This window comes from Streptomyces sp. NPDC057099 (genome assembly GCF_042671245.1).
Classification (GTDB): domain Bacteria; phylum Actinomycetota; class Actinomycetes; order Streptomycetales; family Streptomycetaceae; genus Streptomyces; species Streptomyces purpurascens.
Genome location: NZ_JBHUTX010000027.1, coordinates 26,680 through 48,278 on the forward strand (window position 1 = coordinate 26,680; position 21,599 = coordinate 48,278).

Sequence of the window (21,599 nt, forward strand, 5' to 3'; positions counted from 1 at the left end):
GAGCCCTCAGAGGCCTCAGCGCAACTGCGCCGGTGCCTCCATGGCGATCTGCTCGAAGACCTTCTCGTCCGCCGCGAAGGGCGAGTCCGGGATCGGCCAGTGGATCACCAGCTCCGTGAAGCCCAGTTCCGCGTGCCGGCCGGCGAAGTCGACGAAGGCGTCCAGCGACTGGAGCGGGCCGGTGCGGTCCGGCGTGAACCCGGTGAGCAGGACCCGGTCGAGGCCGGTCATGTCCCGGCCGACCTCGGCGCAGGTGTCGGCCAGCTTCTCGGCCTGCCCGCGCAGGGCCTGGATCGACTGCTCGGGGGTGCCGTTCTCGTACAGCTTGGGGTCGCCGGTGGTCACCCAGGCCTGGCCGTACCGGGCGGCGAGCCGCATCCCGCGCGGACCGGTCGCGGCGACTGCGAACGGCAGCCGGGGGCGCTGCACACAGCCGGGGATGTTCCGTGCCTCGTGAGCCGAGTAGAAGTCGCCCTCGTACGACACCGTGTCCTCGGTGAGCAGCCGGTCGAGCAGCGGGACGAACTCGGCGAAGCGGTCGGCGCGCTCGCGCGGGGTCCACGGGTCCTGGCCGAGCGCGGTGGCGTCGAAGCCGGAGCCGCCCGCGCCGATGCCCAGCGTGACCCGTCCGCCGGAGATGTCGTCCAGGGAGATCAGCTCCTTGGCGAGGGTCACCGGGTGCCGGAAGTTCGGCGAGGTCACCAGCGTGCCGAGCCGAAGCCGCTCGGTGACGGCCGCGGCGGCGGTGAGGGTCGGCACGGCACCGAACCACGGGCCGTCCCGGAAGCTGCGCCAGGACAGATGGTCGTAGGTGTAGGCGGTGTGGAAGCCGAGCTGCTCGGCGCGCGTCCAGGCCGTACGGCCGCCTTCGTTCCAGCGGCGGTACGGGAGGATCACGGTGCTCAGATGCAGACTCATGGCATCGAGACTAAAGGAGCCCTGCGGGCCACCCGTGTTTCACGTGAAACAAGTCACGGTGGGCGGCTGGTCACGCTCAGCAGGTCAGTGGGGTGCGGGGAAGCGGAGATAGCGCGGCGGTACGGCCGCGGTCAGCCACACGCCGTTCGCGCTCACGCGAAAGACATGGCCGTCGTGGTGCATGGCGGCCGTGTCCACCGTCAGCACGATCGGCCGGCCCCGCCGGGCACCGACGCGCGTCGCCGTCTCGCGGTCGGGTGAGAGATGCACGTCGTGCCGGTTCATCGGCCTGAGCCCCTCGACCCGGATCGCGTCCAGGTGGCGGGCGACGGTGCCGTGGTAGAGGTGCGCGGGCGGGGTCGCCGGCGGCAGCCCGAGGTCGACCTCGACGCTGTGGCCCTGGCTGGCGCGGATCCGGGTGCCCTCGACGGCGAAACGGCGCTTGTCGTTGGTGATGACGACATGGTCCAGTTCATCGCGGGTGAACCGGAAGCCGTGCGCGGCGGCCGCTGCGATCAGTGTGTCGATCTCCACCCAGCCGCCCTCGTCGAGCGCCAGCCCGATCCGCTCCGGCTGGTGGCGCAGATGCTTCGAGAGATACTTCGACACCTTGACGGTGCGTCTTTCGTCCATCCCACCAGAGTGCGGGAGAGACGGGAATCACGCGATCGAGTATTGCTTCCGAGGTTTGATCCACAGCCAAGTATGGTTATCCACAGGGAAATTGGCGGTTCTGTGGACAACAGGCCCTCAAAACAAGGGCCTTGGTCCCGCCGCGCAGCCTTTCACATCGGCGGCTTCATCCGCGCGATCCCCCGCAACACCCCCGGCGCCAGCCGCGACAGCACCCGCGCACCCCGTGCCTCCGGCGTGACCGGAACCACCGCCTCGTCACGTACCACCGCACGCAGGATCGCGGCGGCCACCTTCTCCGGCGGATAGTTCCGCAGCCCGTACAGACGGGCGGCGCGCCGCTGGAGCTTCGCCTCCTCCTGGGTGTCGGCCCCGGCGAAGTGCGCCGTCGACGTGATGGCGGTGTTGACGATGCCGGGACAGACCGCCGTGACGCCGATCCCCTGCCCGGCGAGCTCCGCGCGCAGGCACTCGCTGAGCATCAGCACGGCCGCCTTGGAGGTGCTGTAGGCGGGCAGGGCCCGGGACGGCAGGTACGCCGCCGCAGAGGCCACGTTGACGATGTGGCCGCCCTGCCCGCGGTCGGCCATCCGCCGGCCGAAGAGCCGGCAGCCGTGGATCACGCCCCACAGATTGACGTCGAGGACCTTCTTCCAGTCCTCCGGCGTGGTGTCGAAGAAGGACCCGGACAGCCCGATCCCGGCGTTGTTCACCAGGACGTCCACCACCCCGTACTCGAGGGTGACCTTCTCGGCGAGCTTCTCCATGGCCTGCTCGTCGGAGACGTCGGCCGTCTCCGCCCAGGCCGCCGCGGCGCCCATGAGACGGGACGATTCGGCGGTGCGGGCCGCCGCCTCCGCGTCCCGGTCGACGGCCAGCACGCGCGCGCCCGACTCCGCGAAGGCGAGCGCCGTCGCCCGACCGATGCCGCTGCCCGCCCCGGTGACCAGTACGAGCTGCCCGGCGAACCGCTCGGCGTGCTTCCCGTCCGCTACCGCCGGGGACCGGCCGTCCTCGACGGACGTCACGAAATCCCCGATCCACGAAGCGAGCTGATCCGGACGGGTGCGCGGGATCCAGTGCCCCGCCGGGAGCGTCCTGCGGGTGAGCCGCGGAACCCACTGCTCCAGCTCGTCGTGGAGCTGCTCCGACAGGAACCGGTCCTCCAGGGGCGTGATGAGCTGCACGGGCGCGTGGGCGTGCGCGTCCGGGCGCGGCCTGCGCAGCCGGGGCCGCACGTTGTCCCGGTACAGCCAGGCGCCGTGCGCCGCGTCCGACGGCAGGGACGAGGTCGGGTAGTCGCCGCGCGGGACCTTCTCGACCCGCTCCAGGACCTTCGGCCAACGTTTGCCGAGCGGGCCGCGCCAGGCCAGCTCGGGCAGCACGGGCGTGTGCAGCAGGTACACGTACCAGGATTTCGCGCCCTGCCCGAGGAGCTGGCCGACCCGGCGCGGGGTGGGCCGCTTCATACGCCGGTCGATCCAGTGTCCGAAGTGGTCCAGGGACGGCCCGGACATGGAGGTGAAGGAGGCGACGCGGCCCTCGGTGCGCCGGACGGTGGTGAACTCCCAGGCCTGCACCGAGCCCCAGTCGTGCCCGACCAGGTGCACGGGCCGGTCCGGACTGACCGCGTCCGCGACGGCCAGGAAGTCGTCCGTCAGCTTCTCCAGCGTGAACCCGCCCCGCAGCGGCCGCGGCGCCGTCGACCGGCCGTGGCCGCGGACGTCGTACGCCACCACGTGGAATCGCCCGGCGAGACGGGCGGCGACCTCGGACCACACTTCCTTGCTGTCGGGGTAGCCGTGCACGAGGACGACCGTCGGGCGACGGGGATCGCCCAGCTCGGCCACGCACAGCTCGACTTCGCCGGTCCGTACCCAGCGCTCCCGCGCGCCCGTGAGCAACGTCATCCGGCGAATCTGACAGTTGTTAGAGAAATCGTCAATAGCGTGGAGGGGCTGCTCCCCGGTCGTGGTAACTCTCAGGCAGCAGGTCCCCTAAGGGCGCGTACTACTCGAGGGTGACCCGAATACAGCTCTGCGGAGTGACGACCGCCACGCCCGCGGCCCCTACCTTCGAAGGGTGACTGTGATCGCGACCGAAAGCCTGAGCAAGCGGTTCCCGAGGGTGACCGCGCTTGACCGGCTCTCCGTGGACGTCGGGCCCGGTGTGACCGGACTCGTCGGAGCCAACGGAGCCGGCAAGTCCACACTGATCAAGATCCTGCTGGGTCTGTCCCCCGCCACCGAGGGCCGCGCCGACGTGCTCGGCCTGGATGTCGCCACCAAGGGTGCCGACATCCGCGAGCGGGTCGGCTACATGCCCGAGCACGACTGCCTGCCGCCGGACGTCTCGGCCACCGAGTTCGTCGTCCACATGGCGCGCATGTCCGGCCTGCCGCCCACCGCGGCGCGCGAACGCACGGCCGACACCCTGCGCCACGTCGGCCTGTACGAGGAGCGCTACCGCCCCATCGGCGGCTACTCGACCGGCATGAAACAGCGCGTCAAGCTCGCCCAGGCCCTGGTGCACGACCCGCAGCTGGTCTTCCTGGACGAGCCGACCAACGGCCTCGACCCGGTCGGCCGCGACGAGATGCTCGGCCTGATCCGCCGGATCCACACCGACTTCGGCATCTCGGTCCTGGTCACCTCGCACCTGCTGGGCGAACTGGAGCGCACCTGCGACCACGTCGTCGTCATCGACGGCGGCAAGCTCCTGCGCTCCAGCTCCACCACGGACTTCACGCAGATCACCACGACCCTCGCGATCGAGGTCACCGACACCGACGAGCACCCCGACGGCACCCGCGCGGTGCGCGACGCGCTGCACGCGCGCGGGGTGAGCGTCGAGGACGGCAGCGGCCTGCCGGGCGCCGGCCACGTCCTGCTGCTCACCGCCCAGGGCGAGGAGACGTACGACCTGGTCCGGGACGTGATCGCCGACCTCGGACTCGGCCTGGTGCGCATGGAGCAGCGCCGGCACCACATCTCCGAGGTCTTCACGAGCAGCGACGAGCGCGAGCAGCGGAAGGAGGCGGTCGGCCATGGCGGTTGAGCACTCCACGGGGACATCCGCCCCGGCACCGGGTGACCAGACCCGCATCCACAACATCGGCTACCGCAGCTACGACGGCCCCCGCCTGGGCCGCGCCTACGCCCGCCGCTCCCTGTACTCGCAGTCCCTGCGCGGCTCCTACGGCCTCGGCCGCTCGGTGAAGTCCAAGGTGCTGCCGATGCTGCTGTTCGTGGTGATGTGCGTGCCCGCGGCCATCATGGTCGCCGTCGCGGTCGCCACCAAGGCCAACGCCCTGCCCGTGGACTACACGCGCTACGCGATCGTCATGCAGGCGGTCATCAGCCTGTACGTCGCCTCGCAGGCACCCCAGTCCGTCTCGCGGGACCTGCGCTTCAAGACCGTGCCGCTGTACTTCTCGCGGCCCATCGAGACCGCCGACTACGTCCGCGCCAAGTTCGCGGCGCTGGCCTCGGCGCTGTTCGTCCTCACGGCCGCTCCCCTGCTCGTGCTCTATGTGGGCGCGCTGCTGGCCGAGCTCGACTTCGCCGACCAGACCAAGGGATTCGCACAGGGGCTCGTCTCCGTGGCACTGCTCTCACTGCTGTTCGCCGGCATCGGCCTGGTCATCGCGTCCTTCACCCCGCGCCGCGGCTTCGGCATCGCGGCCGTGATCGCCGTGCTGACCATCACCTACGGCGCGGTCTCCACCCTGCAGGCCATCGCCGACGTCCAGGGCAGCAGCGACGCCGTGCCGCTGATCGGGCTGTTCTCGCCGATCACGCTCGTCGACGGGGTGCAGTCCGCGTTCCTGGGCGCGACCTCCGCCTTCCCCGGCGGGGTGGGCCCGAGCAACGCCGAGGGCGTGGTCTTCGTCCTCGTCGCCCTGGGCCTGATCGCGGCGAGCTACGGCCTCCTGATGCGCCGCTACAAGAAGGTGGGACTGTGACCACGCTCTCCATCGACCATGTCTCCCGCTGGTTCGGCAACGTGGTCGCCGTCAACGACATCACCATGACCATCGGCCCCGGCGTCACGGGCCTCCTCGGCCCCAACGGCGCCGGAAAGTCCACCCTCATCAACATGATGGGCGGCTTCCTGGCCCCCTCCACCGGCACGGTCACCCTCGACGGACAGCCCGTGTGGCGCAACGAGCAGATCTACCGGCACATCGGCGTCGTCCCCGAGCGCGAGGCGATGTACGACTTCCTCACCGGGAAGGAGTTCGTCCTGGCCAACGCCGAACTGCACGGCCTGGGCGCGAAGGCGGCCCAGAAGGCGCTGGCCACGGTCGAGATGGAGTACGCGCAGGACCGCAAGATCCAGACGTACTCCAAGGGCATGCGCCAGCGCGTGAAGATGGCCTCCGCGCTGGTCCACGACCCGTCCCTGCTCCTGCTGGACGAACCCTTCAACGGCATGGACCCGCGCCAGCGCATGCAGCTGATGGACCTGCTGCGCCGCATGGGCGACGAGGGCCGCACGGTGCTGTTCTCGTCCCACATCCTCGAAGAGGTCGAGCAACTCGCCTGGCACATCGAGGTCGTCGTCGCCGGCCGGCACGCCGCGAGCGGTGACTTCCGCAAGATCCGGCGCCTGATGACCGACCGGCCGCACCGCTACCTGGTGCGTTCCAGCGACGACCGCGCCCTCGCGGCCGCGCTGATCGCCGACCCGTCGACGTCCGGGATCGAGGTCGACCACGCCGAGGGCGCGCTGCGCATCCAGGCCGTCGACTTCGGCCGCTTCACGGCTCTGCTGCCGCGTGTGGCGCGCGAGCACGGCATCCGCCTGCTCACGGTCTCGCCGTCCGACGAGTCCCTCGAGTCCGTCTTCTCGTACCTGGTCGCGGCGTAGGAGGCCCTGATGTATGACCCCACAGTCGCCCGGCTCACCTACCGGGCCCTGCTCGGCAGGCGCCGGGCCCTCATCCTCGGTGCCCTGCCCCTGCTGTTGATCGCCATCGCCGTGGCGGTGCGCGGTCTCGCCGGGGCGGACGACCAGACGGCCTCGGACCTGCTGGGCGGCCTCGCCCTCGCCACGATGGTGCCGCTGATCGGCGTCATCGCCGGAACCGGCGCGATCGGCCCGGAGATCGACGACGGCTCGGTGGTGTACCTGCTGTCCAAGCCGATCAAGCGGCCGACCATCATCTTCACCAAGCTGATCGTCGCCGTCGCCGTGACGATGGTGTTCTCCGCGGTGCCGACGCTCATCGCCGGGTTCATCCTGAACGGCAACGGCCAGCAGATCGCCGTGGCCTACACGGTCGCGGCCCTGGTCGCCTCCATCGCGTACGCGGCGATGTTCCTGCTGCTCGGCACGGTCTCCCGGCACGCGGTGGTGTTCGGTCTCGTCTACGCGCTGGTCTGGGAGGCCCTGTTCGGCTCCCTGGTGCCGGGCGCCCGCACGCTGAGCGTCCAGCAGTGGTCGCTGGCCGTGGCCCAGAAGGTGTCCGGCGGGGACCTGGTGACCTCGGACGTCGGCCTGACCACGGCGACGGTGCTGCTGGTGGGCGTCACCGTCCTGGCCACCTGGTACGCCGGCCAGAAGCTGCGCTCGCTGAAGCTCGCCGGCGAGGAGTGACGGGCCCGGGCCTTGACGGGGGCTTCACCTCGGTCGGGGCACACTGGGCAAACGGGATGTAGGGGCACCACACGGGAGTTGGACGGCTGGGAGGAGACCGGGATGGCGGGCGACAAGGCTCAGCATGAGGACGACGCTTGGGACGACCTCGTTCTGGACGACGACTTCATACGCTCCGCCGAGACCTCCGAGCCGTCCGCCCGGGCCCGGATGCTCGCCGAGCGCTGGCGCCGTGAGGAGCCGGAGCCGCAGCCCTGGCGCTCCGACGAGCCGCCCGCGGGCTGGTTCTTCAGCAAGGTCCGGCGGCGCAGGTGGCGCAGGCGCTGAGGCCGGGCGATTTAATCGGTGGCGTCCAATTCGCCCGGCGGGCAGAGTGGTTGTGTTCACCCCGCCGGGCAAGGAAGTCCGGCGCCGAGTTCTGGGAGAGGAGCGGGACGATGCCCATGCACGGCAGTACGTCCAGCTCCCTTCAGGGCAGCCCGCGGCGGGTTCCGGAGTAGTCGCTACCCCACTCCGTAGAGCTCGCCCCATACGGGGAGCTGCCCGGGGCGGCCGCTTCGAGCACGCGAATTCGCACTCGCGTGGGCCGCCCACCCGGAGGATTGGCCGAGCGGTAAGGCACCGGCTTGCGCTGTGTTTGATCAGAAGCGAGTCGCGGTCGGGCTTCAGAGCCCGCGCACGTTCGATCCGTGCATCCTCCGCCCCACGTAAGCCCCGAAGGCTCAGCCCAGCAACCGCTCCAGCACCACAGCGATCCCGTCCTCCTCGTTCGAGGACGTCACCTCGTCCGCCACGGCCTTCAACTCCTCGTGGGCGTCCGCCATGGCGACGCCGTAGGAGGACCAGGCGAACATCGGTATGTCGTTGGGCATGTCGCCGAAGGCGATCGTGTCGGCCGCCTTCACCTTGAGCCGACGGGCCGCCAGGGACAGGCCGGTGGCCTTGGACAGGCCCAGGGGGAGGAGTTCGACGATGCCCTCGCCCGCCATGACGACGGTGACGAAACCGCCGGCGGTGCGCGTGGCCACCTCGCACAGTTCGTCGTCCGACAGCGTCGGGTGCTGGATGTACATCTTGTTCAGGGGCGCGGTCCACAGGTCCGACGCGTCCGTGAAGGGGGTCGCGGGGAGGGTGCCCTGGACCGCGTAGCCGGGGCCCACCAGGATCTCTCCGTCGAGACCGTCGCGGCTCGCCGCCAGATACAGCGGGCCGACCTCCGCCTCGATCTTGGCCAGCGCCACCCCGGCCAGCTGCCGGTCCAGCGTCACCGACGTCAGCAGGCGGTGGGCACCGGCGTCGTACACCTGCGCGCCCTGGCCGCAGACGGCCAGCCCCTGGTAGCCCAGGTCGTCGAGGATGTGCCGGGTCCACGGGACCGCGCGGCCGGTGACGACGATGTGCGCGGCGCCCGCGGCGGTGGCCGCCGCGAGCGCGTCACGGGTGCGGTGCGACACCGACTCGTCGGAACGCAGCAGCGTCCCGTCGAGGTCGGTGGCGACCAGCTTGTAGGGGAAACCTGTGGTCACTTGGCCACCGGCTCCAGGACCTCCCGGCCGCCCAGGTACGGGCGCAGCACCTCGGGCACGCGCACCGAGCCGTCGGGCTGCTGGTGGTTCTCCAGGATCGCCACGATCGTGCGCGGTACGGCGCACAGGGTGCCGTTGAGCGTGGCCAGCGGCTTGACCTGCTTGCCGTCACGGACACGGATCGACAGCCGGCGGGACTGGAACTCGGTGCAGTCCGAGGTCGAGGTCAGCTCGCGGTACTTGCCCTGGGTCGGGATCCACGCCTCGCAGTCGAACTTGCGGGCGGCCGAGGAGCCGAGGTCGGCGCTGGCCACGTCGATCACGCGGTACGGCAGCTCGAGCGAGGTCAGCCACTGCTTCTCCCACTCCAGCAGCCGCTGGTGCTCGGCCTGCGAGTCCTCCGGAGCGACGTAGGAGAACATCTCGACCTTGTCGAACTGGTGCACGCGGAAGATGCCCCGGGTGTCCTTGCCGTGTGAACCGGCCTCGCGGCGGAAGCAGGGCGAGAAGCCCGCGTAGCGCAGGGGGAGGCGGTCGGCGTCGAGGATCTCGTCCATGTGGTACGCCGCCAGCGCCACCTCGGACGTGCCGACCAGGTAGAGGTCGTCGTCGGCGAGGTGGTAGACGTCCTGGGCGGCCTGGCCGAGGAAGCCCGTGCCCGCCATGGACTGGGAGCGGACCAGGGCCGGGGTGAGCATCGGGGTGAAGCCGGCCGCGGTGGCCTGGGCCATCGCCGCGTTCACCAGGGCGAGCTCCAGGAGCGCGCCCACGCCCGTCAGGAAGTAGAAACGCGAGCCGGAGACCTTGGCGCCGCGCTCGACGTCGATCGCGCCGAGGATCTGGCCGAGCTCCAGGTGGTCCTTGGGCTCGAAGCCCTCGGCGCCGAAGTCACGGATGGTGCCGTGCGTCTCCAGCGTGACGAAGTCCTCCTCGCCGCCCACGGGCACGTCCGGGTGGACGAGGTTGCCGAGCCTCTGGAGCAGCTCCTGGGTCTCGGTGTCGGCCGCGTCGCGGTCCGCGTCGGCCGCCTTGACGTCGGCGGAGAGCTGGCCCGCCTTCTTCAGCAACTCGGCCTTCTCGTCCCCGGCCGCCTTGGGGATGAGCTTGCCGAGCGCCTTCTGCTCGGCGCGCAGCTCGTCGAAGCGGACGCCGGACGACCTGCGCCGCTCGTCGGCAGAGAGGAGGGCGTCGACGAGCGCGACGTCCTCTCCACGGGCGCGCTGGGAGGCGCGCACACGGTCGGGGTCCTCACGGAGCAGGCGAAGGTCAATCACGCGCCCAAGGCTACCGGTGTGGGGTGACCGTTCACGACTCACTATTCCGGCTGCGCATTACGTACCGTTATGGGGGAAATGCGCGCAGTGTCAATAAAAAGCCCACCTCTCCCCGGAACGAGGCATCCGCGGGGCGCAGCGTTGACTCGAATCCCTTGCGGGGGAAGGGACTTGGGGTTCAGTTGTCCACAGGGATCCACACCCGGCGAAGAGTTATCCACAGGCTGTGTGGAAGATCTGTGGACTTCGGAATTGATCACTCCGGAAGGTCTGCCCGCCCCTCAGAATTCCCGGTGTAAACCCGCTCTATCCTCACTTTCGAGTGGAATCAGGTCACCCCGAAGAGTTACGCAAAGGAAAACGGTGGACGAAGGGTGACCTGCCCGTCGATGGACGCATCAGGGGCCTGTAGGGCGATTTGTCGACTGACTCACGCTTCGTTGTCGACTTGTCCCCAGGTCGAGAAGCTCACCTGTGGATAACTTCTGTGGATAACGACAATCAGCAGGTACGACAGCCTAGAACCTGCCTGGAACCTGCCTAGAACCGGCCGTCCTGGCATCGCGCCACCCAGTCCGCCGCCTCCACGAACTCCTCGTCCGACGTCCCCAGCCGCGGCGGCTGGACATCCCCGGGCCCCATGTCCGCGCGCGGATAGGAGCCGAGATAACGCACCTGGAGGCAGATCCGCTTCAGACCCTTCAGGGCATCGGCCATCCGGCGGTCGGAGATATGGCCCTCGGCGTCGATGCAGAAGCAGTAATTGCCGATGCCCGCGCCGGTGGGCCGGGACTGGAGCAGCATCAGGTTGATGCCGCGCGTGGCGAATTCGCCCAGCAGGTCGCGCAGACCGCCGGGGTGGTCGTCGCGCTGCCACAGCACGACGGACGTCTTGTCCGCGCCGGTCGGCGCCGCGGGCCGGGCGGGCCGGCCGACCAGCACGAACCGTGTCTGGGCGTTCTCCGCGTCGTGGATCCCCGTCTCCAGGGCCTCCAGGCCGTAGCGGGCGGCCGCGAACTCGCCCGCGAAGGCGGCGTCGTACTGGCCCTCCTGGACCAGCCGGGCGGCGTCCGCGTTCGAGGCGGCCGACTCCCAGTGCGCGTCCGGGAGGTGCTTCTTCAGCCAGTTGCGCACCTGCGGCTGGGCGGCCGGGTGTGCGGAGACCGTCTTGATGTCCGACAGCTTGGTGCCCGGGCGGACCAGCAGCGCGAAGGTGATCGACAGCAGCACCTCGCGGTAGATCATCAGCGGGGCGCCGGCGACCAGCTCGTCGAGGGTGGTGGTGATGCCGCCCTCGACGGAGTTCTCGATCGGCACGAACGCGGCCTCGGCCTCGCCGGTGCGTACGGCGTCGAGCGCGGACTGGACGGAGACGTACGGGGTGAGTTCCCGGGTGGCGGCCTCGGGAAGCGTGCGCAGGGCGACTTCGGTGAAGGTGCCCTCAGGGCCGAGATACGCATAGCTCGCTGGCATGACCTCACCCTAATGGGCGCGCGGAACCGACATCCCCCACAAGACCCCCCAGAGGCGGACTCTCACCCCTCCAGCAACTTCTGCCCCACGTACTCGCCCTCCGCGGCCCCACCCGGCACCGCGAACAGCCCGCTCGACTCGTGCCGGATGTACTGCGACAGGGCGTCGCCGCGGTCGAGCTTGCGCTGCACCGGCACGAAGCCGCGCAGCGGATCGGCCTGCCAGCAGATGAAGAGCAGACCCGCGTCGGGCACGCCGTCGGTGTCGATGCCGTCGTGGAAGGAGAACGGACGGCGGAGCATCGCCGCGCCGCCGTTCTGGTCGGGCCGGGTGATCCGGGCGTGGGCGTTGATCGGGACGACCAGATTGCCCCTGGCGTCCGTCTTCTCCAGGTCCATCGCGGTCTTCTCGGTGCCCCCGGACAGTGCCGCCCCGTCGGACTTGCGGCGCCCGATCACGTCCTCCTGCGCCTTGCCGGAGAGCTTCTCCCAGTCGTCGAGGAGCATGCGGATCCGGCGCACGACGGCGTAGGAGCCGTTCGCCATCCAGGCCGGTTCGCCCTTCTCCGGCACGAAGATCCGCTGGTCGAAGTCGGACTCGGCCGGCTTCGGGTTGCGGGTGCCGTCGATCTGGCCCATCAGGTTGCGGGCCGTCATGGGGTGGGCGGTGGCGCCCGGCGAGCGGTTGAAGCCGTTCATCTGCCAGCGGATCCGAGCCGCCGAGCCGGTGTCCTTCTGGATCGCGCGCAGGGCGTGGAAGGCGACCAGGGAGTCGTTGGCGCCGATCTGCACCCACAGGTCGCCGTTGCTGCGGTTCTTGTCGAGGTGGTCCGAGGAGAACTCGGGCAGCGGGTCGAGGGAGGCCGGGCGCTGCTTCTCCAGGCCCGTCCTGGCGAAGAAGCTGTGGCCGAAGCCGAAGGTGATCGTCAGCGACGAGGGTCCGGCGTCCCGGGCCACGTCGGTGTCGTCGTGCCCGCTCGGCTCGCCCGCCATCAGCCGCCGGGCCGTCTCCGACCAGCGGCGCAGCAGGGCGGCGGCCTCCTTGCGGCCGGCGCCCGCCGCCAGGTCGAAGGCGACGACGTGGCCGCGGGCCTGGAGGGCGTCGGTGATACCGGGCTGGTGTTTCCCGTGAAACATCGCCCGGTCGGTGCCGAGCGAGGTGAGCGGTGCGGCGGCCTCGGAGGGGGCGGCGGCGTATCCTCCGGCCGCGCCCGCCGTACCGAGCACGAGCCCGGTCGCGCCGGCGGTGCCGAGCATCCGGCGCCGTGAGATGCCGCCGGAGGAGGCCGCTTCGGTCTCCCCCGGGGTGGTGGCGGGAGTGCGGGCCTCCGGAACGGAATGGTCAACCATGGTCGTTCAGCCGATCTGAGCGTTCTTGGAGACGGTCACCTCGTCGATGTCGGAGGTCCGCACGGTCACGTCGACCTGCCAGTCGCCGGCCATGGGGATCTGCACTCCGTTCGCCGACCAGTGTCCGGTAGCGATGTGGTCGGGGGTGACGGGCAGGGGCCCGATGTCCTTGGCTTTCAGGGTGAAGTCGACCTTCACCTCGGGGATGTCGAAGGCCCGGCCGTTGGGCCGTTCCACGTAGACGTGCATCTCGTTGTCGCCCACGCGCGCGGGGTCGAGGTCGACCGTGACGATGCCCTTGCCGTCCTCGCCGCCGGTGTCGAACGGCATGTTCAGGGTCAGCGCCCCGGACGCTCCGGCGTCGGCGGAGGCGGCTGCGGAGGACGATGCGGCCGCCTTGGCCTCCTGCTCCGTACGGCCCGGCTCGGTCTGCGTCAGCACGGTGGTGACGGCGAGCAGGACGACCGCGATGCCGGCCTCGGCCAGCACGGAGCGGCGCAGGCCGAAGCGGTTCGGGTCGGCGTCCCGCAGCTGCTTCTGCCGGGCGGTGTCCCGAGCGGCCCGCTGCCGGGCGAGCTGCGCGGCGCGCTCGGTGTCGGCGGGGTCGGCTTCGTCGGACTCCGTGTCGTCAGGCCCAGGGCTGTCGGGCTCGGGGGCAGGCTGCTCGTCGGCGTCACGGCCGGTGCCCGTGCCGGTCCGGTCATCGCCGGAGGCGTCGGCGTCGGCGTCTGTGGCGCCGGAGGCATCAGCCCCCGCACCCACGCGCGCCAACTCCCGCTCCGCCGATGCCGGAACCGCCTCCACCAGCCGCCCGGTCCAGCGCCGCGAGATCCACGCGACCCCGACCAGGACGACCACGAGGGCGATCTTGGCCAGGAGCAGCTGCCCGTACCGGGTGTCGGTGAAGGCCGACCAGGAGCCGAGCTGGCGCCAGGACTGATACGTCCCGGTCGCGATCAGCGCGAGCACGCTGCCGAAGGCGACACGGGAGAAGTTGCGTACGGCCGACGCGTCCACAGGCGTGTCGGCGGGGGCCCGGTACAGGGCGACCAGGAGCGCGCCGAGTCCGCCGAGCCACGCGGCGACCGCCAGCAGATGGACGACGTCGACCGGCATGGAGACGGCCGCCTGGAGCCCGACCGAGGCGTGCTCCGACATCGCCCAGCTCGCGGCGAGTCCGGCCGCCACGACGACGCCGCCGATGGCGAGACCGAAGGTCAGGTCGCGCTTCTCCTGGGGGTCCTCACGCTTGTCGTACGCCCCGAACAGCACGGAGATGAACAGGGCCGCCGCGGCGAGCAGCAGCAGTCGGGACACCAGGGCCGCGCCGGTCTTGGTCTCCAGCACCTGCCCGAGCAGGGACAGGTCGAAGACGTCGGCGACCCTCCCGGAGCCGGTGTAGGAGCCGCGCAGCAGGAGCAGGGCGAGGGTCGCGGCGGTGAGCGCGAGCCACCCGGAGACGACGAACCGCTGCACCGGCCGCACCCCGGAGCCGCGTCGCCAGCAGGCGAGGACGAACGCGGCGCCGCCGGCCATCACGATGAACCCGGCGTAGGACACATACCGACCGGTGCCGTAGAGCCAGCCGACGACCCCGTCGTCGGTTGCCTGCTGGGAGACCGTCGCGGAGGTCTTGGAGGGGGCGCCGATGGAGAAGGTGTAGGCGCCGGCGACGGGATGGCTGTCGGCGGAGACGACCTGGTAGGCCACCGTGTACGTGCCGTCGGGCAGGCCGGGCTTCAGTCCCACGGCATACGTCGTGCCGCTGACGTTGGACGGCTCGGCCGTGTCGACGCGCTTGCCGTCGGGGTCGAGCACACGCAGCGAGTCGTCGGACAGCGCGACCTGCTCGGAGAAGGTGAGCGAGATCCGGGCCGGGGCCTCCTGGACCACCGCCCCCTGCCCGGGGTCGCTGCCGGTCACCGCGGCGTGCGCGGAGGCCGGCCCGGCTCCCGCGAGGAGTGCGCAGGCCGCGGCCAGGAGCAGCAGCACCAGGGTCCGGACGCGGGGGGCGATGGTCTGAGTCACGGGGATCCCTCCCTCAGTGTCCGGTCTTCGGGCTGTAGGTCGCCGACTTCACCGGCATCTCGACCTTGACGGGGCCGGAGTCGGCGAAGCGCAGCTCGAGGGTGACCGTCTGGCCTTCCTTCGGCTTGCGCTTCAGCTGCTCGAACATCAGGTGGTCCCCGCCGCTCTTGAGCACCAGTTCACCGTGGGCCGGGACCTTCAGGTCCTTGACCTCCTGCATGGCTCCGCCGACGGTCTCGTGCACGGTGACCTGCCCGGCGACATCGCTCGTGACCGAGGTCAGTTCGTCGGCGGCGCCGCCCTTGTTGGTGACGGTGAAGAAGCCGGCCGCCATCTCGTCGGAGACCGGCTGCGGCATGTACGCGGAGCCGACGGAGAGTTCCGCCTTGCCGTCCGCGGAGTCACCGCCGGAGTCCGAGCCGCCGCAGCCCGCCAGGGCCAGCGCCCCGGCCAGGACGAGGGCCGGTGGGCCGAGTCGACGCCTCACGGGTTCGCTCCCTTGACGATCTTGGGGAGGTCCTTGGTGTAGTCGTCGACGGAGGCGCTCTCGCCGTAGAGCACATAGCCGCCGTCGGTCTTCGGCGAGAACGCGATGACCTGGGTGCCGTGCTCGGAGATGATCTTGCCGTTCTTGTCCTTCCGCGGCGCGTCCAGGGAGATGCCGAGGGTGCGGGCGCCGGCCTGGATGGTCGCGAAGTCGCCGGTGAGGCCGATGAACTGGGGGTCGATGCCCTTGAGCCACTTGCCGAGCTCGGCCGGGTTGTCGCGGTCGGGGTCGGTGGTGACGAACACGACGCGCAGGTCGTCCTGTTCGGACTTGGGCAGCTGCTTCTTGGCCACGGCGATGTTGCTCATGGTCGACGGGCACACGTCGGGGCAGTGGGTGTAGCCGAAGTAGATCAGGGTGGGCTTGCCCTCGGTCTCCTTGCGGAGGTCGTACTTCTTGCCCTGCGTGTCGGTGAGGACCAGGTCCGGCTTCTCGAACGGCTTGTCGAGGACGGTGGCGGCCTTCTCGGTGCCGGCCTCCTCCGACACCACGGCGACGGGCTGGTCGCTGTCGCCGCCGCTGCCGCAGGCGGTCAGGGTCAGAGAAGCGGCGGCGAGCAGAGCGGCCGCGGCGAAGGTCTTGGTGCGCATAGAAAGGAATCCCAGATGTCGGTGACCCGGCGCGCACCGGAGTGCCCCCGCCCGAGGGGCGAGGACCCGGTGCGCGCCGTACAACGGAAGCAGCGTCAGGCGTTGGAGCGCCGACGCCCGGCGAGCACGCCGTAGGCGACGCCCGCCGCGCCGACCACGATGCCGACGAGGCCCAGGACGCGGGCGGTGGTGTCGGTGCCGTCGGAGGAGCCGGTGTCGGCGGCGGCGGTCTTGGCGGAGGCCTTCTCGGCGTGCTCGGAGTCGGAGGCCTCGTCGCCCGACGAGCCGTGGTGCCCGTCCTCGGAGGCGGCGGACAGCTCCAGCACCGGGGCCGGGTTGTCGGGCTCCTCCTTGCCCTCCTGCGGCACCTCGATCCAGCGGACGACCTCCTTGTTGGAGTACGTCTGCAGGGCCTTGAAGACGAGTTCGTCGGCGTCCTCGGGCAGGGTGCCGATGGAGACCGGGAACTTCTGGAAGAAGCCGGCCTTGATGCCGTCGCCGTCGGCGGTCCAGGTCACCTTGGTGACGGCCTCGGAGATCTTCTCGCCGTGCATCTCCAGCGGCTTGTCCAGCTTGGACTTGGTGACCTTGATGTCCCAGCCGGGCACCGGCTCCGGCATGACGGAGGCCAGCGGGTGGTCGGTGGGGAAGTTGACCTCGAGCTTGGTGGTCGAGGCGTCGTCGCGCTCGTTGGGGACCTTGAAGTCCACGACCGCGTAGCCGCCCTTGGCGGCCTCCCCTTCCGGCTGCACGGTGACGTGCGCGAAGGCGGGGGCGGACAGGGCGAGAACGGCGACGCCGGCGGCGGCACCGGCCGCGGCGATACGGGAAGCCTTCATGGAAGGGGCACTCCGCTGTGAGTCGGGTCGGGATGAGGAAGAGGGATACACGCACACGCGCGTGCCGCACGACGGCGGCCCCTCCTCGAATCCGAAGAAGCGGAGTGGCGGTCGCGTCGCGTCAGGCGGCGAGGGCGAGTGCGGATGCGGGAGACGTGACGGAGGGCGGGCCGCGCCGGATCACCGTGTGCTGCAGTGCGGTGGTGCACGGCGTCTCCGGCACGGGCCGCACGGCGGGCGCGGGGCACGGACGTGCCTCCGGCGCTCCCGGAAGGCCGGCCCGCAGGGCGCGCACCAGCGCGAACGCCGCCCGCAGGGAGCGCATCAGCGCCCCTTCGGTGACGCCCTGCGCCGACAGTTCGGTGAGCCGCAGCAGCGCCAGGTCGCCGTGGCGCAGCAGCCAGCCGGCGGCGATCGCCGCGAGGACATGGCCGAGCAGCATCGGCAGGGACGGCCACAGCGAGGCCGGTGCGGCGTCGGTGGCCACATGCGTGTGGGCGCCGCCCGCCGGCTGGAGCCGGGCGTCGGTGAGGATCTTGTGGGCCTGCGCCGGGCTGATCGCCGCCGCCGTGGTGCCGCACAGGAGCCGCGCGGCCTGCTGGACCAGCGCGGCGTCGCTCGCGCCCGCCGGCACCGAGGACGTGGTGGCCGCGGCCGTACCGTGCTGGCCCAGTCCGAACAGGGTGTGCAGCACCGTCTGGCCGAGGGCGAGCAAAGCCGCGATGCCCGGCAGCGAGCGCACGCGTCCCGCGAGCGGGGCCGCCACCGCGACCACCCCGAGGAACCCGGCGCCCAGCGTCCACAGCGGAATGCCCTCGCACGACGCCAGCGCGTGACCTGCCCCGGCCAGCACGACGCAGACCGCGGCGAACACCGCGGCCCGCAGGACCCGGACCGGGTGTCCGGAGCGCGTCACGCGCGCGTGGGGGGCAGTCATGGCGGGCTCATCATCGCACTGGCCCCGCGGGCCTCGTGCGGCAGGTCCGCAAGATGCCGTACGACCGGAACGTCACCCTCTGGCCCCGCCCGCCCCCACTTGCACCGATGTTCGCTCCCGCATACACCGATCAGGACCAGCGCGCATCCGCCGTATGGGCGGCATCACGTCAACTTCACGCTTACATGCGGGGGCTCGGGGCAATACGTAACGGTATGTCGAGCCGCAGCCAGGAGGCTGGAGCATGAGCATCTGGTGGTCACTCCATCTGCGGCGCGAAGCTGCCAGCGTGCCCCTCGCCAGGCGCCTGCTGATCGGCACGATGGAATCAGCGGGCGTCGACCCGGACATCTCCTACGACCTCTCCGTGGCCCTCAGTGAGGCCTGCGCGAACGCCGTGGAGCACGGCGGGGACATGGCACGCGGCCCTGGTTCCGAGGCGTACCGGGTCACGGCCTACCTCGACGGCGAGAAGTGCCGGATCGAGGTCGCCGACGCGGGCCCGGGTTTCCCCGTGTCCTCCGTCTCCCGGTCCCGCCCGCCGATCCGGCACGCGCATTCCGACGCGGAGGACGGCAGAGGACTGTGCCTCATCCAGGAGCTCGCCGACCACGTTCACATCGGCAACAAGCCGGGCCGGGGCGGGGCCGTGGTGAGCTTCGACAAGGTCCTCAAGTGGCGCGAGGGCGCCGCTCCGCTGATGGCGGTCTGACCCCGCGGTGGTGTTTCACGTGAAACACCACCGCCGTGTGAAACACCACCGCCGTGTTTCACGTGAAACGTCTGCTGCCGTGTCGGCCGCCCCTACAGCGCACCCCAGTCCAGCGTCGTCCGCGCCAGCCCCGCCACCTGCGTGAGCAGCGCCAGCCGCGCCGCACGGACCGCCGGGTCGGGGTCCATCACCAGAACCTCGTCGAAGAAGGCGCTGATCGCCTCGACCAGCGACCCGGAGACCTCGATCAGTGCCCCGAGGTCGTCCTCGCGGCCGTGCAGCGCTTGGCGTACGGCCTCGGCGCTCTCGGCGAGGCGCAGTTCGGCGGGCGCGGTCAGCAGGGACAGGTCCGCCGCCTCGACGCCGCCCTCGGGGAGGATGCGTACGACCCGCTGGAACGCGGCGGCGAGTGCCTCGAACGCCTCCGTGTCGATGTGCCGCTCCAGCGTGGCCAGCGTCCGGTCGCCGTGGGCGGGCCGGTCGGCCCACACCAGGACGGCCTGGACGAGCCGGTGTTCGTGCCCGGCGTCGGTGAGCTGCTGCTCATAGCGCCGGGTGATCAGTTCGGCGGCCTCGGCGACCCGCTCGGCGGGCACCTCGACGCCCTGCGCGGCGTACCGTACGGCCGCCGCGCGCAGGCCGTCGCGCACCCGGATCCCGGCCACGGCGGGCAGGCTCCGCAGCACGTTGAGCAGCCCGATCGCGGCCCGGCGCACCCCGTACGGATCGGAACTCCCGGTCGGTGCGGCCCCGATGATGAACATGCCCGTCACCAGGTCGAACCGGTCGGCGAGCGACAGCACGGCACCCGCGTCCCCGGCGGGAAGGGCACCGCCGGCGGAGCGCGGCAACTCCATCTCGGCGAGGGCCCGGGCGACCTCCGCGGACTCACCGGCCCGGCGGGCGTACTCCTCGGCCATCACCCCGGCCAGTCCCGAGAACTCGATCACCATCTGGGACGCCAGATCGAACTTCGCCAGCGCACCGGCGCGCCGGACGACGTCCACCGCCTCCTGAGCCAGCCCGGCCCGCGCGGCGAGATCGAGGGAAAGGACGGCGAGACGCTCGGCGCGGTCGGCGACGGTACCGAGCCGGTCCTCGAAGGTCAGCTTGTCCAGCCGGCTCCGGAACTCCGCCGGCGGCACCTTCAGGTCCGCCCGCCAGAAGAACGCGGCGTCCTCATAACGGGCCCGCAGCACCGCCTCGTTGCCCGCCCGCACCACGTCGTCGTCGCACAGGGCGTTGGCGAAGGTGACGAAGTGCGGCATGAGGCGGTCGCCGTCCAGCACCGGCAGATAGCGCTGGTGCTTGCGCATCACGGTGGTCAGGACGCTCGCGGGCAGTTCGAGATAGCGCTCGTCGAACGACCCCCGCACGGCGTACGGGAACTCCAGGATGTCGGTGATCTCGTCGATCAGACCGGCCTGGCCCTCCACGTCGATCCGCCCGCCGACCTCGGCCGCCGCTTCCACGGCACCGCGGACCACCGCGCCGCGCCGGGAATCGCGGTCGAGCAGGATGCCGTGCATGTGCAGGAAGTGCGGGTAGCCCTCGGCGGCGGTCACGCGTACTTCCGGATACGGGGCCTGACGCTGTACCCGGGTCGTGTCGCCCGCGGAGAGGGAGGAGACCACCACGGGCAGGGGAGTGCGCCCCAGCAGGGCGAGCAGCCAGCGCACAGGACGCGAGAACGACAGCCCCGGGTCGCTCCAGCGCATGTTGCGCCCGGCCCGCAGCCCGGACACGACCTCGGCCAGCAGCTCGCTGAGCACCTCGACGGCCGTGCGCCCCTCCTCGTGACGGGTGACCGCAACATACTCGACGCCGTTGACGTCGACGGCCCGCACGTCCGCCGGTTCGGCGCCCTGGCTGCGGGCGAAGCCCAGCAGCGCGGGGGTGGGGGCGCCGTCCTTGTAGGCGGCGGCGGCCTTGGGGCCGCGTACGGTCCGCATGGTGTCCCGCTCGCGCGGCTGCACACCGTCGACCGTGATGACGATCCGGCGCGGTGTGGCCATCACGGTGATCGCGCCGTGCCCCAGCCGGGTCGCGGCCAGCTTGGCGGTGACCGACTCGCGCACCGCCTCGGTGGTTGCGGGCACGTCGGCGTACGGCAGTTCCTCCACGCCGATCTCGAACAGCAGTGTCTCGACGCCGGGCACCTTGGGCAGTGCCGGTCGTTCGGCCGGGGCCGGTGCGGCCGCCACGCCGAGCGGATACTCCAGCGAGGCCCGCCGCCGCTCCCACAGCTTCGCCGACTCGTGCGTCAGCGAGCGCATCAGGGAGAACGCCTTGGCCCGCTCGGTGGTGCTGATGGCGCCGCGCGCGTCGAGCACGTTGAAGGTGTGGCTGCACTTGAGCACGTACAGGTACGCCGGCACCGGCAGCTCCAGGTCGAGCAGGCGCCGGGCCTCGGCCGCGTACGCCTCGAAGAGCCGGTGGTTGGTGTCGAGGTCGGCGTCGTCGAGGTAGTAGCGGCTCATCTCGTACTCGTTCTGGCCGAACACCTCGCCGTACGTGATGCCCGGCGCGTAGACGATGTCCTTGAAGTGGGACACGCCCTGAAGGTTCATCAGGATGCGTTCGAGGCCGTACGTGATCTCCACCGACACCGGGTCCAGGGCGACACCGCCGACCTGCTGGAAGTAGGTGAACTGGGTGATCTCCATGCCGTCCAGCCAGACCTCCCAGCCCAGCCCCCAGGCGCCGAGCGCGGGTGAGGCCCAGTTGTCCTCGACGAACCGCACGTCGTGCGCGCCGAGGTCGACGCCGAGCGCCCGCAGGCTGCCCAGATACAGCTCCTGAGGGTTGCCGGGGTCGGGCTTGAGGATGACCTGGAACTGGGTGTGCGTCTGGAGCCGGTTGGGGTTCTCGCCGTAGCGCGAGTCGTCCGGCCGCACGCTCGGCTCCACATAGGCCACGCTCCAGGGCTCGGGACCGAGCACGCGCAGCGCCGTGGCCGGGTTGGCCGTACCGGCTCCGACCTCGGTGTTCAACGGCTGCGTGATCATGCAGCCGTTGTCGCTCCAGTACTTCTGCAGGGTGAGGACGGCGTCCTGCATGGTCAGCGCCGTCTGGACGTTCTTCATGATCGAATCGCCTGTTCCCCGAGTCGGCCCGGCAAGGTCGGCCATGATCTCATAAGCCAACTACCTCTGACCTGGTCCTTTTTGAC

The 21,599-nt window shown here is 70.9% G+C and carries 19 protein-coding genes and 1 tRNA gene; 7 read left to right on the forward strand and 13 right to left on the reverse strand.

The window, feature by feature from the left end:
• Positions 1 to 15: 15 nt before the first annotated feature.
• The 3 genes from ACFT4A_RS27535 to ACFT4A_RS27545 form a co-directional block, all read right to left on the reverse strand.
• Positions 16 to 918 carry an LLM class flavin-dependent oxidoreductase gene (locus ACFT4A_RS27535; protein WP_382834839.1) on the reverse strand — a complete coding sequence of 301 codons (903 nt, stop codon included), beginning with the start codon at positions 916 to 918 and terminating at the stop codon, positions 16 to 18.
• 84 nt (positions 919 to 1,002) lie between these two features.
• A complete protein-coding gene (locus tag ACFT4A_RS27540; RefSeq protein WP_382834842.1) occupies positions 1,003 to 1,551 on the reverse strand; it encodes an RNA 2'-phosphotransferase in 549 nt (182 codons plus the stop codon).
• A 152-nt stretch (positions 1,552 to 1,703) separates the two neighbouring features.
• Complete coding sequence (locus ACFT4A_RS27545) at positions 1,704 to 3,461, reverse strand: SDR family oxidoreductase (protein ID WP_382834845.1); 1,758 nt, start codon at positions 3,459 to 3,461, stop codon at positions 1,704 to 1,706.
• Positions 3,462 to 3,639: 178 nt separating this feature from the next.
• Here ACFT4A_RS27545 and ACFT4A_RS27550 point away from each other — a divergent pair, with 178 nt between their 5' ends.
• The 6 genes from ACFT4A_RS27550 (at position 3,640) to ACFT4A_RS27575 (ending at position 7,853) form a co-directional block, all read left to right on the forward strand.
• Positions 3,640 to 4,608, forward strand: coding sequence for an ABC transporter ATP-binding protein (locus ACFT4A_RS27550; protein ID WP_382835016.1), 969 nt, complete (start codon positions 3,640 to 3,642; stop codon positions 4,606 to 4,608).
• Positions 4,598 to 5,515, forward strand: a complete 918-nt coding sequence (locus ACFT4A_RS27555; protein WP_261681004.1) for an ABC transporter permease — start codon at positions 4,598 to 4,600, stop codon at positions 5,513 to 5,515. The genes ACFT4A_RS27550 and ACFT4A_RS27555 overlap by 11 nt, the downstream gene beginning before the upstream one ends.
• On the forward strand, positions 5,512 to 6,423 hold the full coding sequence (locus tag ACFT4A_RS27560; RefSeq protein WP_184593781.1) for an ABC transporter ATP-binding protein: 912 nt from the start codon (positions 5,512 to 5,514) through the stop codon (positions 6,421 to 6,423). Before ACFT4A_RS27555 ends, ACFT4A_RS27560 begins: the two co-directional genes overlap by 4 nt.
• Before the next feature lie 9 nt (positions 6,424 to 6,432).
• Positions 6,433 to 7,152, forward strand: a complete 720-nt coding sequence (locus ACFT4A_RS27565; RefSeq protein ID WP_382834849.1) for an ABC transporter permease subunit — start codon at positions 6,433 to 6,435, stop codon at positions 7,150 to 7,152.
• 102 nt (positions 7,153 to 7,254) lie between these two features.
• On the forward strand, positions 7,255 to 7,479 hold the full coding sequence (locus tag ACFT4A_RS27570) for a hypothetical protein (RefSeq protein WP_382834852.1): 225 nt from the start codon (positions 7,255 to 7,257) through the stop codon (positions 7,477 to 7,479).
• A gap of 269 nt (positions 7,480 to 7,748) precedes the next feature.
• Positions 7,749 to 7,853 (forward strand) — tRNA-OTHER (locus ACFT4A_RS27575).
• 21 nt (positions 7,854 to 7,874) lie between these two features.
• Here the strand turns inward: ACFT4A_RS27575 and ACFT4A_RS27580 are convergent.
• From ACFT4A_RS27580 to ACFT4A_RS27620, 9 genes are all read right to left on the reverse strand, one after another.
• Complete coding sequence (locus ACFT4A_RS27580) at positions 7,875 to 8,678, reverse strand: HAD family hydrolase (protein ID WP_382834855.1); 804 nt, start codon at positions 8,676 to 8,678, stop codon at positions 7,875 to 7,877.
• Complete coding sequence (gene serS, locus ACFT4A_RS27585) at positions 8,675 to 9,952, reverse strand: serine--tRNA ligase (protein ID WP_382834858.1); 1,278 nt, start codon at positions 9,950 to 9,952, stop codon at positions 8,675 to 8,677. The genes ACFT4A_RS27580 and serS overlap by 4 nt, the downstream gene beginning before the upstream one ends.
• A gap of 540 nt (positions 9,953 to 10,492) precedes the next feature.
• Entirely contained in the window at positions 10,493 to 11,425 is a 933-nt protein-coding gene (gene pheA, locus ACFT4A_RS27590) for a prephenate dehydratase (protein ID WP_382834861.1), read from the reverse strand.
• A gap of 62 nt (positions 11,426 to 11,487) precedes the next feature.
• On the reverse strand, positions 11,488 to 12,774 hold the full coding sequence (gene efeB / locus ACFT4A_RS27595; protein ID WP_382834864.1) for an iron uptake transporter deferrochelatase/peroxidase subunit: 1,287 nt from the start codon (positions 12,772 to 12,774) through the stop codon (positions 11,488 to 11,490).
• Positions 12,775 to 12,780: 6 nt separating this feature from the next.
• Positions 12,781 to 14,802 (reverse strand): copper resistance CopC/CopD family protein, encoded by a 2,022-nt coding sequence (locus tag ACFT4A_RS27600; RefSeq protein ID WP_382834867.1) that lies wholly within the window; start codon positions 14,800 to 14,802, stop codon positions 12,781 to 12,783.
• A gap of 13 nt (positions 14,803 to 14,815) precedes the next feature.
• The gene (locus ACFT4A_RS27605) at positions 14,816 to 15,289 is read right to left on the reverse strand and encodes a copper chaperone PCu(A)C (protein ID WP_382834870.1); all 474 of its coding nucleotides are present in this window, start codon (positions 15,287 to 15,289) and stop codon (positions 14,816 to 14,818) included.
• Positions 15,286 to 15,939, reverse strand: coding sequence for an SCO family protein (locus tag ACFT4A_RS27610; protein WP_382834873.1), 654 nt, complete (start codon positions 15,937 to 15,939; stop codon positions 15,286 to 15,288). The genes ACFT4A_RS27605 and ACFT4A_RS27610 overlap by 4 nt, the downstream gene beginning before the upstream one ends.
• Positions 15,940 to 16,034: 95 nt before the next feature.
• On the reverse strand, positions 16,035 to 16,778 hold the full coding sequence (locus ACFT4A_RS27615; protein ID WP_382834876.1) for a YcnI family protein: 744 nt from the start codon (positions 16,776 to 16,778) through the stop codon (positions 16,035 to 16,037).
• Positions 16,779 to 16,899: 121 nt separating this feature from the next.
• Positions 16,900 to 17,715, reverse strand: coding sequence for a hypothetical protein (locus tag ACFT4A_RS27620; RefSeq protein WP_382834879.1), 816 nt, complete (start codon positions 17,713 to 17,715; stop codon positions 16,900 to 16,902).
• Positions 17,716 to 17,959: 244 nt separating this feature from the next.
• Between ACFT4A_RS27620 and ACFT4A_RS27625 the strand changes: the two genes are divergently transcribed.
• Positions 17,960 to 18,427 carry an ATP-binding protein gene (locus ACFT4A_RS27625; RefSeq protein WP_382834881.1) on the forward strand — a complete coding sequence of 156 codons (468 nt, stop codon included), beginning with the start codon at positions 17,960 to 17,962 and terminating at the stop codon, positions 18,425 to 18,427.
• Positions 18,428 to 18,519: 92 nt separating this feature from the next.
• Here the strand turns inward: ACFT4A_RS27625 and ACFT4A_RS27630 are convergent, their stop codons facing one another.
• Entirely contained in the window at positions 18,520 to 21,513 is a 2,994-nt protein-coding gene (locus ACFT4A_RS27630) for a glycine--tRNA ligase (RefSeq protein WP_382834883.1), read from the reverse strand.
• Positions 21,514 to 21,599 lie beyond the last annotated feature (86 nt).

Excerpts from the sequence above, each read along its gene's own strand:
- ACFT4A_RS27535 (WP_382834839.1), bottom strand. The coding sequence starts at position 918 with ATGAGTCTGCATCTGAGCACCGTGATCCTCCCGTACCGCCGCTGGAAC.
- ACFT4A_RS27540 (WP_382834842.1), bottom strand. The coding sequence starts at position 1,551 with ATGGACGAAAGACGCACCGTCAAGGTGTCGAAGTATCTCTCGAAGCAT.
- ACFT4A_RS27545 (WP_382834845.1), bottom strand. The coding sequence starts at position 3,461 with ATGACGTTGCTCACGGGCGCGCGGGAGCGCTGGGTACGGACCGGCGAA.
- ACFT4A_RS27555 (WP_261681004.1), top strand. The coding sequence starts at position 4,598 with ATGGCGGTTGAGCACTCCACGGGGACATCCGCCCCGGCACCGGGTGAC.
- ACFT4A_RS27565 (WP_382834849.1), top strand. The coding sequence starts at position 6,433 with ATGTATGACCCCACAGTCGCCCGGCTCACCTACCGGGCCCTGCTCGGC.
- ACFT4A_RS27570 (WP_382834852.1), top strand. The coding sequence starts at position 7,255 with ATGGCGGGCGACAAGGCTCAGCATGAGGACGACGCTTGGGACGACCTC.
- pheA (WP_382834861.1), bottom strand. The coding sequence starts at position 11,425 with ATGCCAGCGAGCTATGCGTATCTCGGCCCTGAGGGCACCTTCACCGAA.
- efeB (WP_382834864.1), bottom strand. The coding sequence starts at position 12,774 with ATGGTTGACCATTCCGTTCCGGAGGCCCGCACTCCCGCCACCACCCCG.
- ACFT4A_RS27610 (WP_382834873.1), bottom strand. The coding sequence starts at position 15,939 with ATGCGCACCAAGACCTTCGCCGCGGCCGCTCTGCTCGCCGCCGCTTCT.
- ACFT4A_RS27615 (WP_382834876.1), bottom strand. The coding sequence starts at position 16,778 with ATGAAGGCTTCCCGTATCGCCGCGGCCGGTGCCGCCGCCGGCGTCGCC.
- ACFT4A_RS27620 (WP_382834879.1), bottom strand. The coding sequence starts at position 17,715 with ATGACTGCCCCCCACGCGCGCGTGACGCGCTCCGGACACCCGGTCCGG.
- ACFT4A_RS27625 (WP_382834881.1), top strand. The coding sequence starts at position 17,960 with ATGAGCATCTGGTGGTCACTCCATCTGCGGCGCGAAGCTGCCAGCGTG.
- ACFT4A_RS27630 (WP_382834883.1), bottom strand. The coding sequence starts at position 21,513 with ATGAAGAACGTCCAGACGGCGCTGACCATGCAGGACGCCGTCCTCACC.